2 protein-coding genes and 1 pseudogene are annotated in these 18,239 nt (G+C 38.1%); 1 reads left to right on the forward strand and 2 read right to left on the reverse strand.

What is annotated here, in order from left to right:
* Positions 1–52 precede the first annotated feature (52 nt).
* Positions 53–361: pseudogene (locus P9B04_RS17140) on the forward strand (ISAs1 family transposase); the annotation flags it as partial.
* Positions 362–428: 67 nt separating this feature from the next.
* Here the strand turns inward: P9B04_RS17140 and P9B04_RS17145 are convergent.
* Both P9B04_RS17145 and P9B04_RS17150 read right to left on the reverse strand, forming a co-directional pair.
* Positions 429–2,024: a ShlB/FhaC/HecB family hemolysin secretion/activation protein gene (locus P9B04_RS17145; protein ID WP_342056194.1), complete on the reverse strand. Its 1,596-nt coding sequence runs from the start codon at positions 2,022–2,024 to the stop codon at positions 429–431.
* A gap of 133 nt (positions 2,025–2,157) precedes the next feature.
* A complete protein-coding gene (locus tag P9B04_RS17150; protein WP_342056195.1) occupies positions 2,158–18,060 on the reverse strand; it encodes an Ig-like domain-containing protein in 15,903 nt (5,300 codons plus the stop codon).
* Positions 18,061–18,239 lie beyond the last annotated feature (179 nt).

Genomic DNA, 18,239 nt, shown 5'->3' on the forward strand with positions numbered 1-18,239 from the left:
GTTTGGCCTAAGTTTTCGCAGCGAGTGACCCCTGGCTTTTTGAGAAGATACCGATATTCAGTTTTACCTGACCTCTTTACCTGCCAATGCCCAATTTCTTTGCCATGCTATTCGCACTCATTGGAGCATTGAAAACAATCTTCACTGGACACTCGATGTCACCTTCCGAGAAGATCAATGTCGTATTCGGTCAGAATATAGTCCACAGAACTTTGCTCTTTTAAGACGATTAGCACTTAATGTTCTCCATCAAGAAAAAACATTTAAACGTAGTCTTCGCCAGAAAATGAAGCAAGCTGCTATGAACAACAACTATATGATGACTGTTCTCAATGCCTTCTGTCAAGAGGATTTTAGATGAGCTTACCCTGGAGAGCGGACAGGCCAGTAAACTATATTGGTTACACATTTTCTGAAAAGAAGTAGTTTCAAAAAGGTTGATAGCGCAAGGAGAAATAAAAACCATTTTCTTGCCAAGAATTACCTTGTTTTCTAGTGGGTTCTAGAGGAACTCCATAATCGACACGAAGACCAATTCTTGGGGTAATTGCCCAACGTAACCCTAATCCAACACTAATTAATGTAGCAGGATCTGGGTCAGGAAGTAACTCATTCCATCCTGTTCCTATTTCAAAAAAAGGGGCTAATTGCAATGCCCTTGAATTTTCTAATAGAGAAAATTGAGTTTCTATTGAAGCAATAAAACCATTATCAGTTAGCAGTTTATTTTGACGATATCCTCTTACACTATTAATACCACCGATAGGAATTTGTTCTAAAGGCAGTAAAAAATCTGGAGTTACTTGAGTATCCATACTGGTTAATAATAACAATCTGGGGGATAATTGTTTTACCCACTGTATTTGACCTTGCCAAGAAAAGAAACGTCCGTCTACCCCAATATTATTAATAGTTGGATTAAAGAGATCAACCCCAAAATTAAACTGAGAACGGACAGCTAAGACACTGGTTGCTCTTCGATTCAAATATTCTTGAAAAAAACGAATTCCTGTTAATTTTGTAGTCCCATTTTCGGCTGCAATGGATAAAGAAAACGGTTCGTTTAATAAAAAAGTTTGTTCTCGACGACGATCTAAAGTAAGACCTAAACTTAATTCATGATTAAGATTTTTAATAATTGGTTGACGAACAGTTAAAGATATAGTTTCGTTTTCACTATTAATATCAAATTCATCAAATTGTTCAGAAATAATACCACTGTCACTATTCCAATAACGAAAGCTAAGGGTTCCATCATAAGCATTAATAGGAACTGTGTAAGAAAAGTTATAAAAATCTAAGCCTTCTGTTTGATTATATTCAGCATAAATACTATCTCCCCAACCCACTAAATTGTTATGATTTAAAGAAATAATTCCTTGAGTTGAACCGATGCTAGGAGGACGATAATTATCGGTACCAATAGTTGCTTGAAAAGCAGAAGCTTCTTTAACATCAACAATTAAAATACTTTGTCCTGGTATGCTGCCTGCGGTTAATTCTGCATTAATTTGTTGAATTAAAGGGTTTAATTTTAATAACTCTAAGGCTTCCTCAATGCTATTTTGGTTTAAAGGTTTTTGGGTAGCAAGTTGAAGGCGACTGCGAATATAGTTATCTTGAAGACGTTCTAAACCACTAATTTGTATCTCTTCTAAACTGCCTTCAATGATTTGAATCGTAACAACTTGTTGACTTAAATCTTGATTATTAGGGAGAAAAGCCCCAGAATTAGTATAACCATTTGCTAGATAAAGATCGGTGATTTTCGATCGTAAACATAATAGATTTTCTAAAGTAACTGTTTGCTCATTAAAAGGACGAACAAGACGAGAAATTTCTGCATGAAGGACGGTATTGCCTTCGAGATTAACATATTTAATAAAAAAGCTTTCATCTGTGTCTGAAGAAGCGGTTAAACAAGAATCAGTTTCGGTAAATGTTTGAGAAGGTTGAGCAATGGCTTTTAAAACCAATATTGGTACACTAGATAAATAGAGTAGTGAAACTAATATATTCTTCACGACCTGATGATTTTTTTAAAATTTATTATCTCCTATAGAGTAAACCATTTTCTAAAGAAATATCTACCCCAACTATAATAAAAGTATTGGAGTAGATGTTTTCTGAGAAGTCTAATAGACAAAATCAAATCAACTAGATATTTACTGCAACAAAATGGCTATCGTTGTTTAAATCACTAGAGTTAACCCCTTTGAGAATAGCCAACTCCTGAGTATTAAATAGCACAGAAGTATCATTACCCACATCATCCAAGGTGAGAGAACCAAAGGTTAAACCATCTCTTAAACCAATCAAATCAACCCCTAACTCAAAATCAATAATGGTGTCGGTTCCTTGATTACTTTCTAAGACAAAGGTATCACTGCCACCGTTACCCCTACGAGTATCATTTCCAGCAATACCGAGTATGTATTCATCGGCATTTGTGCCAACAATAGTGCGATTTCCGGTCAAAGGATCATAATGGTTTCCTTGTAAGGGGTTATCCCCTTCGATAGCTAAATAATTAACCACTTCGGTTGTATGATTGACTTCATCATCAAAAGTAATGTCCTCTTGGACTGTAACTTCTACCCCATTAGTGGTGAGATTTTGGAAACGCAAAGCAGACGGATCGGGACCATCATAAGTGGCAAGATCAGCTAAGAAATGGGGAATATCTGTAAACTGACCCCCAAAATTAATATTAAACAACTCATGGGTCACACTATCTGTGGTACTACCGGCTTGGAATGTCACCCCATTACTATCCCCACTACCTGCGGCAATAGCTATATAACCGATAGTTTCACTAAGATGTCCCTCTCCTTTTCTTCCGTAAACTTCATCTTCTTCCATGACCAGATCAAAACCATCAGCAGAAGCATTTTGTTGACGGGTACGAACTAAGTTACTGTCATTATCGGTTTGAACTTGACTAAAAATGACGGGAGTATCAGTAAAGTCGATGTCAAACTCAAGAGTTTGCCAGGGAACCAAAGTGCGATCGTTGGGGTTTGCAGTAACATCAGTATTAAGGGTTCCTACTTCGATTAAGGTTCCATCAGAAAGTTGATAGGTTCCTGCTTCAAAGACAAAGTAACTTAAGGTTTCTAGGATATGAGTACCATCTTCATTACTGGGTTCTTGGAGATAAATATCAAAGCTACTATCCTTAACATTGGTGATGCGAGGGGTAGCTAGTTGATTGCCATTATAAGAGACAGAGGGGGCGAAAATGACAGGGTTGATGTAGGTATTATCTAAAGTAATGGTTTGGAGATTATGATCGAGGGTGATGGTATCAGCTTCTCCTAGGTTGAAAGGATCTCCTGTTATAGTTGGTGGTTCAGGTTCATCGTTTGGATCTTCATCAACATCACTTAAATTGATAGTAATAGTAGCTTCATCACTTAATTGTCCATCACTTGCTTGAATTGTTAGAGAAAAACTAGGATTCGTTTCATAGTCAAGTTCATCACTATCATTGACAATTAATTGATTACCTTCACGAGTAAAGCTGGAAATATTATCCCCATCAATATCTAAATTATTGAGGAACGTATAAATTAAGGAATCACCATCAGGATCAGTAGCATTGAGAAGTCCAACTAGAGTACCATTAGGACTATTTTCTTCCAGGGTAAAGGTTTGATCATTGAAGATGGGTGCTTGATTTTCATCAACACTGGGAGGATTAGTGATGGAAGTAAAATTATCAACACTTAAGTTATTAGCATCAACCCCTATTAAAATCAATAAGTCTTGATTATTGCCAGAAATTGAGGTGTTTTCTCCCTCTTGAGTTATGGTTAATTGATCGTAGGTTAAATCATCCCTTAAACCAATCAAATCAGTGCCTAATTCAAAATCATTAATCGTGTCGGTTCCCTGATTACTTTCTAATACAAAAACATCACTACCCCCCTTCCCGATGCGAGTATCATTTTCAGCAATACCGAGTATATATTCATCGGCATTTGTGCCAATAATCGCACGATTTCCAGTCAAAGGATCATAATTATTTCCTTGCCAAATATTGTCCCCCTCCACGGCTAAATAGTTAACCACTTCGGTTGTGTGGTTGACTTCATCATCAAAAGTAATGTCCTCTTGGACCGTAACTTCTACCCCATTAGTGGTGAGATTTTGGAAACGCAAAGCAGACGGATCGGGACCATCATAAGTGGCAAGATCAGCTAAGAAATGGGGAATATCTGTAAACTGACCCCCAAAATTAATATTAAACAACTCATGGGTCACACTATCTGTGGTACTACCGGCTTGGAATGTCACCCCATTACTATCCCCACTACCTGCGGCAATAGCTATATAACCGATAGTTTCACTAAGATGTCCCTCTCCTTTTCTTCCGTAAACTTCATCTTCTTCCATGACCAGATCAAAACCATCAGCAGAAGCATTTTGTTGACGGGTACGAACTAAGTTACTGTCATTATCGGTTTGAACTTGACTAAAAATGACGGGAGTATCAGTAAAGTCGATGTCAAACTCAAGAGTTTGCCAGGGAACCAAAGTGCGATCGTTGGGGTTTGCAGTAACATCAGTATTAAGGGTTCCTACTTCGATTAAGGTTCCATCAGAAAGTTGATAGGTTCCTGCTTCAAAGACAAAGTAACTTAAGGTTTCTAGGATATGAGTACCATCTTCATTACTGGGTTCTTGGAGATAAATATCAAAGCTACTATCCTTAACATTGGTGATGCGAGGGGTAGCTAGTTGATTGCCATTATAAGAGACAGAGGGGGCGAAAATGACAGGGTTGATGTAGGTATTATCTAAAGTAATGGTTTGGAGATTATGATCGAGGGTGATGGTATCAGCTTCTCCTAGGTTGAAAGGATCTCCTGTTATAGTTGGTGGTTCAGGTTCATCGTTTGGATCTTCATCAACATCACTTAAATTGATAGTAATAGTAGCTTCATCACTTAATTGTCCATCACTTGCTTGAATTGTTAGAGAAAAACTAGGATTCGTTTCATAGTCAAGTTCATCACTATCATTAACAATTAATTGATTACCTTCAAGGGTAAAAGCAGGAATATTATCCCCATCTGTATCTGGATTATTGAGGATAGTATAAGTTAAGGTATCACCATCAGAATCAGTAGCATTGAGAAGTCCAACTAAGGTATTGTTGGGACTATTTTCTTCTAAAGTGAAGGTTTGATCTTCAAAGATAGGTGTTTCTGCTTCGTAGGGTATTTCGGGTATTGAGGATAATTCTCCAATTCCTACACCACGAACTTGAATATCAAATTCGCCTTCTGTTAGGGGTGTGATCCGATAACGGCGATCGCCGTTAAAGAATTGCAACTTACTGTTAATATCAAACGGGTTAACAATTTCCCAAGTTATCCCATCATCAAAAGAAGTTTCCAGTTGTAAAGAACTCGTATCAAAATCGACAATTTCCAGGAATTGTTCTGACTGAAATGCTTTAGGAGTTAGCTCAAAACTATTATCAGTTTGAACAATATTAAATCGGAAATTTTTACCCGTTGTTGTAACTTGCTTAGAGGCTAATTCATTTTTAACTTTGAGTTCAAAGGGTTCTTTATAAGTCGTGAGACGTTCCCCAACATCAACACCCTTTTCACCGAGAGAACTAATATAGTCATCACGAGTTTTTTCTACTTTTTCTTGGAATTCGTTAAAGGATTCAAAAGATTGAAGGAGAAGGTCTTGTTCTCGCTCAGTTTGGAAAGATTCTAAGTTCTCAGTAGCATTGCCATTATATTTGTCAAATGTTAGGAATTGCTGGAAAAACTGAATGGCATCTCCATGAGAGATTTTTGGGTAATACTTATTATCGTCATTGTCTAATTTGATATTAATATCACCAAGGTCTTCATCAATCCCGTAGTGACCAATTCCAATCAAGCTTGTGAGGTTTTGGATAATACTATCGTTCTCGGAGTTGCTACTGATGGTGATGACGTTTTGAGCATCTGTTTTGTCTAACTTATTATCCAATATCTCCTCATTGAGGGATAAGCCTAGGACTTTTTGATTTTCACTAAAGCCAGGGCCAGCAGGGTCTAATCCAACAATTTCAAGTGCTTTTTTGTTGGTTATGTCTTCAAACCTACGTCCGGCAACACCACTGACATGAGCGCCTAAACTATGACCAATTAAATGCAAGCTATCGGCATTTACCCCCTGCTGAGCGAGAAATTCACCGAGTTTTTCCCCTACTTTGGGTGCATTTCTGGCAGCCTCTCGATAAACAAAGGGACTTAGGGAGAGTAAACCGGAACCATTGGCTTCGCTCCAATCGACAAGAAGGATATTAACGTCTCCTGCTTGCTCACGAATGAGAAATGCTGTATCAGCCAGTAGGTCAGAGTTAAGACTGGTTAAATAACCTGCCGTGAGGACATAAGTGGGTTTTGAAGGGTCAATTTCCCCATTCAATGCTAAGAAGCTAATACTTTTGTCATTATCAAGGGTCGCCTGTTCGAGTGTTTCAAAACCTAGACTAGCTAATGCTTTCTCATTAATCTTAATTTGGGTTGAGTGATAGAGGTCTTTTTGTTTTAACACTTGATCGACCGTTGCAAACCAGCCAGTGACATCGGCATTGAAAATGGCATCAGTAATATTAATACCGGCACTACCAAAGAACTCAGCAGTATTAACAATTGAGCTAACTCCAAAACGCATATTGCTCAACGTTGTGACCGTTTGGAAAATATTAGAGGTTGCATCTAGCCAGTCTCCTGACTCAATAGCATCGACGGAACCTTTGACTAACTTGGGAATTTTTTGGAAATTTTTGAGGAAGTCATCCGATAGACTAATTTTGTCAGAAAGTTCATCAATTCCTTGAAGAATGGTTGTCCCTAAAGCATCAACACTTTCTAAAAATGATCCCAACGCATCTCCAGATTTGGCGGTTTTAAGGGCTTTATAGCTTTTTTCTAGGATATTAGTTAAATCCTTAACTTCAAAACCTTCAAATAGGGTTGGTGTGATGCCTTCTTCAATACTGTCAAAAAATTTATCAACGTTTTCTAAGTAAGTTAGAGTCGCACCCACTGCGTTGAACAACGCACCAGACCAATCTCCATTAGAAGCGGCTGAAACGGCTGCATTGACCCTACCTGCCACCTCAAGTCCTGCACGAAGACCCTCAACAATAGCACCTTTGGCAGCTAAGACACCTGAGTATACTCCTGCTGAAACAACAGCACTGGCAATGGTAATAATTGTGCCAACACTATCGGTAATAAAGTCAAGAACAGAGATTTGACGGGCTTCTCGCTCTATCTGACGCTGTTCTAGAATACCATCTAGCATACTACGGGCTTGGTCAGCGAGATCCTTAGAAAGACTGTTTGCGTCATCCGCTAAACGAACCTGCTCTAAAACCCCTAATACTTGACCGGTGAGGACTGATTTATCTTCGAGGTAATCATTGCGAGTTTCAATAGCAGTCAGAAGCTGATCAACGGCGGTTTTGAGGTCAGTTTGTGCTGTTTCTAATAGCCCTGCATCTTCCTCGAATTGAGTATTGAGGTTATTGAGGTCCAACTGATACTGATTAATTTCTTCTGTCAGACGAGTGGTAATGTCTGTCAGTTGACCATTAATTTCTGTGGCTTCTTTTCCTTCTAGCGCACTGTCAATCTCAGCGAGAACAATGTCTAATTTATCTTTAACATCTTCAGGAATACGAGGAGAAACATCGAGAGTGAGTAATTGTTGCTGAAGGGTGATAATCTCTTGGGTGTGGTTGGTGCTTTCGAGAATGGGATTGATTTGTAAGCCATAGTCTCGACCAATCTCAATTAACGAGTCTTGTAGGGTTGAATAAGTATCTTGCTTACCTAATACTTCAATTTTGGTCAGAATTTGCTGACGTTCGTAATTTTTGGCAAGGATATCAAGATAATATTGTTGTTGGGTTGATTCACTGAGATCAGTGGCTAATTCTTGGGCATATTGAACTTCTAGGGTGGCTAACTCTCGATTAAGACGTTGAACACTCAGGAGACTATCAATAATTTCCTGGGTAGGGTTTTGTAGGTTAGCCAGGGTTTGTTGCCTGGCTTGTAGAGCGTATAATTTTTCTCGTTGGGCATCACTGGCTGTTTCGAGATCCCCGATCTCAGCGAGAAAGTCATCGTATTCCGCTTGCGCTTGGGCTGCATCGTTTTCTAGTAACTCTCTTTGACCTTGGGCTAATTCTAAGGCTGTATCTGCTAGATCTGCTTCTCTTTCTGCATCTTTCTTGATAGCGCGATATTTTCGTAATTCTTTCAAGAATCGACGGGCTAACTGAGCATCGGTTTCTGTGGCAATACCTCCATTTAAGAAGTTACCTGTATCGGTGAGAAGGTCACTAAAATCTTGATAATAAATACCAGCAGCAACAGCAAACCCACGGGCTTTGGCTTCTTCTAGAAGTTTTGCCGCACGAATATCCCCTGAGTCTTTAATTTTGTTTAATAACTCAATAATTTGAGGCTGAAACCCATTTACCTCCCTGAGTTTTTCTTGAGCCTGACCAAATAAATTTTCACGACTGTTAATGTTTTCTGTCAGGTTTTGAATTGCCGTAATCGATTCTTGAACCGCAGTAAGACCCTCATTATTGAGGTTAGTTAAATAGGCGGTTAAACGATCTAGCTCCCCTGTTAACACGGTGCTACTATCTAAAGCGGTTTCTGCTAGGCTTTGTAACTCCCGTAGATTAGATTTTGCTTGGTCTAGTTGCAGTCTGAGAACGGCGAATTCTTTGCCCCCATTGTTAAAGTAAGCATCGATTAATTCTAATTCTCGTAATAAGACTTCTTGTTGTGCGTCGAGGGCTTCTGTATGTTCATTAAGAGCATCCAGGCGATCGCTTAAAATCGTTTCGTTATCGATAAGGTACTCTAAGGCATCTTCTAGGTAGGTTTTGGCCAGAGGATCAACAAAGGTATTTTCCCCGTTTAAGAAGGCTTGTAATTGATTTTTGACGGTGCTGACACTATTGAGTAAGACTTCTAAACTCTGATTTTTCAACTCAACCCAGTCTAGGGTGGTTTCAATGTCACCGAGAGTGGCTAAATTTTGACTACGGTATTCGGCTTTGATGGGGATAACTTCGTCATAAACTTGTTGTAGTTCAGTAGAGCTATTTTTAAAGTTTGTCCACTGACTTTGTAATTCGGTGTAAGCGGTGTCTGCTAAATTTTGGGCGTTGACTAACTCGCTTTGGAGGTTAGGTAAAAGGCTGTTAAATTCTGCGATCGCAGCTTCATAGTCTGGGGTTTGTTTATTTTGGACATCGATACGTTTAATTAGGTCTTTGAGTTGATTGACATAACCTTCTAATACTTCTACTTCATCATTAGCCACTGACCAAGCATCATTAATGGTTTTAGCTGTATTTTTCTGATTTTCCAAGGAGGAAATGGGGTCAGTTCCTTCTTCTCCTTCTTCTAAATTAGCCCCTCGCAGTTCATCGGCCTGTTTTTGGGCCCGTTCGGCTTGTTTGCTAAATTGTTCGTAATAGAGCCAATAAGTGTTGACGTGAGTGATTTGTACATCAACCTTATCTTTACCAAATAGGGAACGAGTCCAGGTTTCACGGGTTTCTGTCCAAGTTGTGCTATCAGTAATGGTCAGGCCATATTTATTAGCAAATTCTGTCTTGAGGGCTTCATGTTCAGCTAAATATTCGGCAGCCGCATCTTCGTAGAAGGTTACTGTTGTTTCTAAGGCTGCGATTGATCGGTTACGTCGTTTAATTTCATTCTCGATCTCATTGAGATTATTTTGACTTTCGGCGTAACCTTCTCGAATAGTTGTAATAACGTCAACTAGGGTTAATTCTGTAATTCCTGCGTTGGTTTTGGCTTCCTCAAATGCTTGATTAACCGTGTCAATGGCATTAATTAAAGTAGCAAAATCAGTCTCTTGGGTGATTTTATCTTCTAACCCCCCTAATTCTCCTTGGAGTTCAGTCTGGTACTTTAGACGGTTAAGTTCAATTGAATTTAGGTCTAGTTCAATGATGCCTTTTAGTTTCTTCTTACCATTAGCAGTTTTCCAAACCCCCTCTTGGTTCATGAAAACATAATCACGGTTTTGGGTATTAGTTGAATCTGCCCAGTTACGATAATTGTCTTTTTGACCATCCTCCCATTGCCATTTTCCTTCTTTTTCTGCATCATTCAAACCGATCCAAAAGTCTGCATCTTTAATGACTTTACCTTTATCATTACGGGCAAAGATGCGCTTAAGGAATTTTTGTTCTTTTACCCCATTGATAGTAACCAGTTTACCCCCAACGGATTCAGCAAAGTCTTGAGCGTCTTCCCAAGTCATAGCTTCAGGAGTTATAAAGTAACGGTTTTCTAAGCTAGTGGGTTGATCTCTTTCCTCAATAATGGCATCAATTTCATCGTCTAAGGTGTCACCTTTTTTCCCTTTATCTTTAGCATTTTGCCGTTTGAGACGATCTTCTAATTCAGCATCATCGTTGCTACGCGCCCCATAGTCAACGGCAACTTTAAGGAGGTCAACCTCTTCAATGGTTAATTGTAGAAGTTTGTCTTCAATACCAGATACTTTAGTGTCAAAGTCACTTAATAGGGTTTCGAGGTTAGATAGGTTACTAATATTTTGTTTCGCTGTTTCTAACTGTTGCACGGTTGCGCTACTTAAACCACCGTTATCGATCAAGTCTTGGATAAAGTCAGTGAGTTGATCAACTCCTGTGGATAGGTTTTCTTTGCTTAACCCTGTTGTATCAAGAATATCTTTGGTGTCTGCTAGGGCAAAAGCTTGGTCATAAAATTGCAATTCTACTTTAATTCCTGCTACTTTCTCTTCTAAAGTTTTCGCCGCGTCAATTTTTGCCTCTAAGCTACTAATAGCGTTGTTTACTTGGGTGTTATTATTTTCAATGGCAGCTAAACGAGCATCCACAATGGCTTGAATATCTTGCCGTAAGTTGAGGGTATCTTGGGCGTTGAGATATTTTCCTACCGCTTGGGGAAGTTTACTATCAAACGCTTGGAATAGTTGTTGTGCGAGGGTATTGAGACTGTCTAAACTCGATTGAATCTCGATATTCGCTTCGTTGACTTCTTCGAGAATGTTTTGTTGAACCGCAATGTCATCAAAAACCTCTTGATGGACAATTTCTTTAAGTTTGAGGATGGTATCTATGTCTGCTGTGTCGTTACCTGTAATGACATTAGTAAACTCAGAGATAGTAATGCGATCGCTCACTGCTTCAACGACTTCGGCCAAGTTCCCTTGTTCAATGAGCGCGCGTAACCGTTGTCCCAGTTGAATATCATTTAAAGCATCTTTAGCTTGACCTAATTTTTCATCAAAACCAGTTACTAAGTTAGGATGTTCTTGGGTTAGCCAATCGTTAATTTCATCTGTTTGACCCACTAAAATTTGAGCAAAGTTATCGAGATAGGTTTGTGCGTCTGTACCAGAACCATTTAAGCCATTAATATAGTTCTGTAAAGTTTGTAAAACAGGGTTTAAACTATTAATTTGTTCATTACCACTATCAATGGCATCTTTAAAGAGATCCGATGCAGAATTATTAGGATTTTCGGGGTCATAGATAACATCTTTAAAGAAGGTGATATCTTGTTCAGAAATGAGCAAACCAATGCTAATTAATTTATCCCCTAAGTTTTCCTGTTCGGATAATTCAAAGTCAATATCACTGAATTGTTGTTGAATATCGCCTCGTTTTTCTTCAAAGGTGGAAGTTAGGGTTTTAAACTGTTCATCAAGGTTGGTTAAAGCAGTGTCTAAGTTATCAATTGCAGTTTGAGTCTTACCAATTTCAGAATTTTTATCTTCTTTAGAACCCAGACGACTAATTTCTGAGTTAACAGTATCTAGACGAGTTATTGTGTCAGTTTTTTCTGTATTTAACCCAGTTAAATAAGAACTGATTGCGTCGATTTCTTCATTATAACCTGCAATTTCATTCTTTTTAGCGAGTAGTAATTGACGTGCATCGGCTAAGTTTACTAAAGCATTCTTATAATTTTGAACTCGTGTTTTACGAAGCACAATACCGTCTGCATCGTCAGACCATTTAAAGAAACCGCCTTCTTTGCTACTATATTCGTCAGCTTTACCTTCCCAGTAATCTATCCCTCGTTGACTTTCAATCGGGTTGCTAGGGTCATATTGTAATTTCCCTAATTCCCCTTCAGCTTTTGTTTTATCTGCTTCTAAACTAGCTTTTTCGCCAGTTTTAGAAGTAATTTCTGAGTTAAGTCCTTGAAGTTTTTGATCTAAGTTTTCTTTTTCTTGTTCATATTGTCCTAAATCACCTTCTTGTTGAATTAGTGTGGTATTTTGTGTCGATAATTCATCACTCTTAGTAACTTTTTCTTTTGCGGTCGTTACTAATTTAGAAAAGGTGGTTTTTACATCATTCCAAGTCGTTTTAAGTTCAGAAATCTCTTGATTAAATTCAGTTTCAACTTGAGGAATTTTTGCTAAGGTTTCGGGAGCAATAGAAAGCCGTACTTTAGTAAATTCTAGCTGTTCAATGTAGCTACTTAAGAGAAGATTCTCAGAGTATTGAATGTTATAAACTTCGGCATTAGCTAACCATTGATCCACTTGAACAATTTGATTATTGAGGTCATCATAAGAGGTTAATAAGTCCTCAAGTTTGTCTTGAATTGCTTGGAGATTGTTAGCAAAATTTTCAAAAGGAATAATATCACTATTAGCAGCTTTGAGGTCATTTAAAACCTGTTTAAAGGTTTCATTATTAGAATTTCCTAATGTTTGTAGGAGTTCAATGCGATCGTCTAACCATTGGCTATCTGCACTTAAATCTTCAGCGTATTCTTCTAGAATTCTGTAAAGTTCTAAAACATTACTTTGTTCTCCTTCAGTTAGATTAACTAATAGAGGAATAACATCATTATTAAGTAACCCTTGTAAATCAGTTAGTAAGTCTTGATTTAGTCCTTCTTCTGCTTCATCCAAGAAATACTGACTTTGATTACGAAATAGAGTTTTCCAATCTTCAAGAATCGCTTGATTCTTAGAAAATAAATCTTCAATAAAGGGAATCTTATTACCAATTTGAGCTTTTAAAGCATTGATATTACCAATACCAGTTTTCAAAGTTGTAATGTCACTTTGTTTAGTAGAAACCTCTGAAAATTTGTTATCAAAATCCGTTTCTTTTTGTGAAATATTTAGATCATATTCTGCAATTTTGATCTGTTTAAGACCATCTCCTTGGCTTCCTACAAGATTGCCACCACCTAAACGTTTTATTTCTTCGATAAAAACTGATTTTAGCTCATCACTAATTGCTTGTGCTTCCTGTAAAAAATTACGAATATCCTCAACAATAGAACCTAAGTCTTCGATAACTAAACTACTAGATGAATCATCTAAATCAACTTTAAGATCAAGTCCAGCACTAACTTTAGCATTGAGTTGATATATTTTTATTAACCGTTTTCCTCCAGGATCAACAGATTCACCCTGATTATTTTCGATTTTGTAAGTTGTGTCTCTCAACTTATCAACAATAGTAGACCGTTGGTTATCTGTTGCATCATTGTTTTTGAAGACATCAATTAACTCAGCATATAACCCTCCTTCACTCTTACTTTTGCCTAGCGTTGTATAAATGACCTTCGCATTTTCTAATAAGTTGGCTATGGTTTCAATTTCATTCGGAACAACTCCGTCGCTAATCTTTGATTCATATTCGGTTGCAATATTTTTCAGTTTTTCTAGCTCTGTGATGATAGAATTAAGGCTATTTTTGAACTTACCTAAAGATTTATCATTGGCAAAATCACGAGCATCTTTAAACCGTGTTATTATGCCATTAAGATCTTCAGCAGATTGTAATAAATCCTTGGCCGGGTTATCTGCTGCTGTGAAGATTTCTTCATTTTGAAAGCGATCATTTTCTGCAAAAAGATTGGTGATCGCTTTATTAATTTCTGCATCAAAATAGGTCTCAATTGCTTGTTTACCCTCTCTTAATTCTTGTAACTCAGCCCCTAATTCTGCTTGTTGTTCTTTTAAAATTTGTAACTGTTCCTGAGCCGTTCCTAACTGTCCCTCTTTTATCTGTAAATCATCAAGTAAAGGACGAATTTCATTCAATAACAGTTTGATATCTTGCTGGTTAGTCTCTAACTCAATTTCAATATTCTTGAAATCAGCAAACGCTTGTTCTTTTTTCTGCTCAATAATACCCCGTAATTCTTCTTCTGAATAACCACCCCCTGCTAACTCTTTTAACAAGACTTCTAACTGTTGCGCATTATCGGTTAAAACATCTAACTCACGGCGAAGATTATCAGGGCTAATTAATTGCTTCTGAGCTACTTTAACGGCAATTTCGGCTTCATCACTCAAACCAGTAGAATCTGTGGCTTCTAGGGTCACTTTTAAGCGGGATTCAGGGTCAATATCGATGTCATCTTTGTCATTAATTACCAGGCGATCGCCTTCAATACGAAATGCTTCGACTCCATCTCCATCAGTATCTACATTTTCCTTGATGCTATAGCTGACTTCATCCCCATTCTTATCGGTTGCTTCTAATACTTGCACCGTGTCCCCATTGTCACTATTACGTTGGACTTCGGAGACAGTGTTTTGAAAATCGGGGGTTTCTGCTGTGTCAAAGTCATCATTCTCGATTAATCCCAGGGCAAGATTATTATTAAGAATGACTCCAGCAGAGGGATTAACCAGTTTTACCACGAAGATTTCTCTTGATTCTGGCAAAGTATCTCCGGCAACTTCTATGATAATGTCCTTAGTTTGTTCACCCTTTGCAAACGTGACTGAAATCGGGGTTTCAAAGGGAGTAACGAAGTCTGAAGCATCTGTGAAGGGAAATGAGCCATAAACACTGTTAGGATCGGGTTGACTGACGATATAATCAACGGTTGATTCTGTGTTTAAATCCCCTGAACGAGAAACTCGATAGTAATATTTTGTAACGCCTTGGTTTCCTTCTAGTTTGCTAGGGGAACCCATTGTCTGAATCGATATTTCGGTGACAGGGATCGGTTTTTCGGTGACATTAACGGTAATATTAGCGGTGTTTTCTAACTTGCCATCAGTGACTGAAACGGTGATCCCTAAGTTGGGATCATTGGCAAAGTTGAGATCATCACTGTCATTAACAATTAATTGATTTCCTTGTACCCGAAACGCATTATTTCCGTCACCATCAATATCAACATTATTGATAATTTCATATTCGAGGGGATCTCCTTCTGTATCAGTCACAATTAAGTTTCCTACTGGAGTGCCGACGGGGGATGCTTCTTCGATAGTAAATGTTTGATCTTCAATCTCAGGTGCAGTGTTGATATCCTTTTTAACTTCAACATTAACGGTGGAAGAAGTCTCTAAGTTGCCATCACTGGCTGTTATAGTAAAGGGTAAATTAGGATTATCGGCGTTAACAAAATCTTCACTATCATTAACAACGATTTGATTTCCTTGCAGACGGAAAGCACTGTTACCATCACCATCGGGATCAGGATTTTGATCAAAGGTTACTGTAACAGCATCACCATCGGGATCACTGGTGTTAACTGTAGCAATAACCGTTCCTTCTGGGCTATTTTCAATAATACTGGGAGCATTGGGTATAATCTCAATTTCAGGTGCTTCTGGTACGTCTCCTACTAAAATAGTAAAGTCCTTGCTGAATTTTCCACCGCTAGAGTCTGTTGATTGAACAGTAACAGTATAGGTACTTTGAAGCTCATAATTAAAGCTGGTTGTGGTGCGTAATTCCCTACCAACTATTTCAAAGTTTTCTGTAGCAGATAACAGTTGATAATTATGACTATCTCCAGGATTATCTACAGTGGATAATGTACCAATAACAACACGAGCACTGAGATTTTCATCAACAGAATTATTATTTAGATTAATATCCGTAGGTTCAGGGTTCGGGGGTTCAATGGTAATATTAACTGTCTCGAAAGCACTACTATAAGCACTGGTATCTCCCTCTAACAAGTTATCAAAAGCAACATTGGCCGTTCCCCCGACAACTCCCTTAGTTTGATCCCATGCACGGTATTTAAAGCTGGCGTTTACTATTTCGTTACCACTGAGAATAAAACGAATTTTGTTGTTAGCATCTAATAAACGAGCATTAGACTCACTGACACTGCCAAAATCTAGCCATTGATTATTATGGAAATATTGCCATTTTCCGTTTAACTGGGATACTTCAACAACAGCGATCGCTTCGGTGACTAAATTATCAAGATCGGTAATCGAACCATCCGGTACTATTTCCCCAACAAAACTACCGTCTTGATCAAGGGTGGGATTGTTGGAAATATTTAACACAGGGGAATCATTTAACCCGAATACAGATACGGTAACGGATGCTTCACTTTCAACTCCTTGGGAGTCTTCCATCACATAGGTGAAGGTTTCGTTAACGGTTTCACCTGTTTGAAGATAGTCAAAAATACCACGAGGATCGTATTGAATTCTGTTATTGACAATGAAAATTTTTCCTCCAATATTGCTGCCGTCAATACTCTTAATTGTCTTAGTATCCCCTAAGTCTAAGTCAACGTCATTACCCAGAACATCAATGGAAATAAGGGTGTTTTCATCGGTTGTTGCCGTGTCATTTTTCGCTTCTGGGTCATCATTTACCCCTTCAATATTAACGGAAATATTAGCGGTACGAGTTGCACCGGAAGGATCTTTGATGGTGTAGGTAAACGTCTCGGTTTTAACCTGTCCTGCTCCTAGATACAATTCGGGTATAGTATAAATAATTTGTTTACCAGAGATGGTTGCGTTGCCAGAAGATTCTCCTACCAACGACAAAAGACTGCTTTCTCCTTGATCGGGATCGCTATCGTTACTTAAAGGACTAATGGTAATTGAGCCATCTTTTTCGGAAACATTAACCACATCGTTCACAGCAATGGGTGCATCATTGGCACCAAAAACGGTTATGTTAACAGTTGCTGAACGCTCAACGCCACCACTATCTCGCATGGTATAGGTAAAGCTATCAATCCCCTGTTGTCCTGAGCGTAAAAAGTTAAATTTAGAAGGATCATAAATAATTTTATTACCAGAAATACGAGCAGAATTTGAGTTTTCACTAACTAGTGTTTTTGAGTCGCTACTATCGGGATCGGTATCATTAGCTAAAACATCAAGGGTTACAGAAGAAGTATTTTCATTAATTCCATAACCATCAGGGTTGGCAGTCGGAGCATCATTAGCCCCTTGAATAAAGATAGGTTTTTGTAAAGAATAAGTATATCCTTGTGCATCTCGTAGCGTGATATTTAAAGTATCAGTAATGGACTGATTTTGCCGTAAATTATTAAACTGACTACCCAAACTATATCTGACTTGACTACCGGAAGGAGAAGCAGAAACACCACGGGATGAAACAACACTCACAACGCTTAATGAGGTACTTCCAGAGGATATAACTGGATTGATATTAATGGTTCCCGCATCTTCAGTAGTTGTAACTTGTCCGGGATTTAATTTGATTCCTTTAAGTTCAGCAATGGTTGTATTTTTGACGATCGCTAATAGATTGCCACCTTTTTTTATCTCAACATCATTCCTATTGCTATTACTGGGGGAAAGGTTATAACTATTTAAGTTATTGATGCGATCGCCTCGATCATAATTAAAATCCCAAATATTAGCATAACCTCCGCCATCAAAGCGGCCAATATTAAACTGATCAGCACCCCCTCGGCCATACCAAGTATCTATTCCTAAATCATCGGCACTACTATTTGAAGTCCCGATTAATAAATCATTGCCATTGCCTCCATCAAGAGTATCGTCACCTTTTCCGCCATAAAGAGTATCATTTCCATCTTGGCCATAAAGCTTATCACTTCCTTTTTCACCATCTAAAACATCGTTACCAGTCCCTCCTTCGAGAGTATCCCTACCAGCGCCACCATCAACGGTATTATTTCCACTATTGTTGGGATATCTATTATTAGGAAATGTATTGTCTCCGTCACCGAGTTGAATTGCCATAATTTCATGTCTCCTAGATTCATATACCTGTATGAAATCTCATGTTTTAAACAAAAGAAATGACATTTTGTGTAAATTTATTTGCACTTTTGTGTAATGACAAACTCTTTATTATCGGATAGGCACCGAACGAATGAGCATTTTTCTAAAAAATGCGTTAATATACAAACGCGAATTTC

This window comes from Crocosphaera sp. Alani8, from assembly GCF_038442745.1.
In the GTDB taxonomy this organism is placed as follows: Bacteria; Cyanobacteriota; Cyanobacteriia; order Cyanobacteriales; family Microcystaceae; genus Crocosphaera.

What these genes read in the sequence shown, in the direction of transcription:
- P9B04_RS17150 (WP_342056195.1), bottom strand. Translation starts at nt 18,060, where the DNA reads ATGGCAATTCAACTCGGTGACGGAGACAATACATTTCCTAATAATAGA.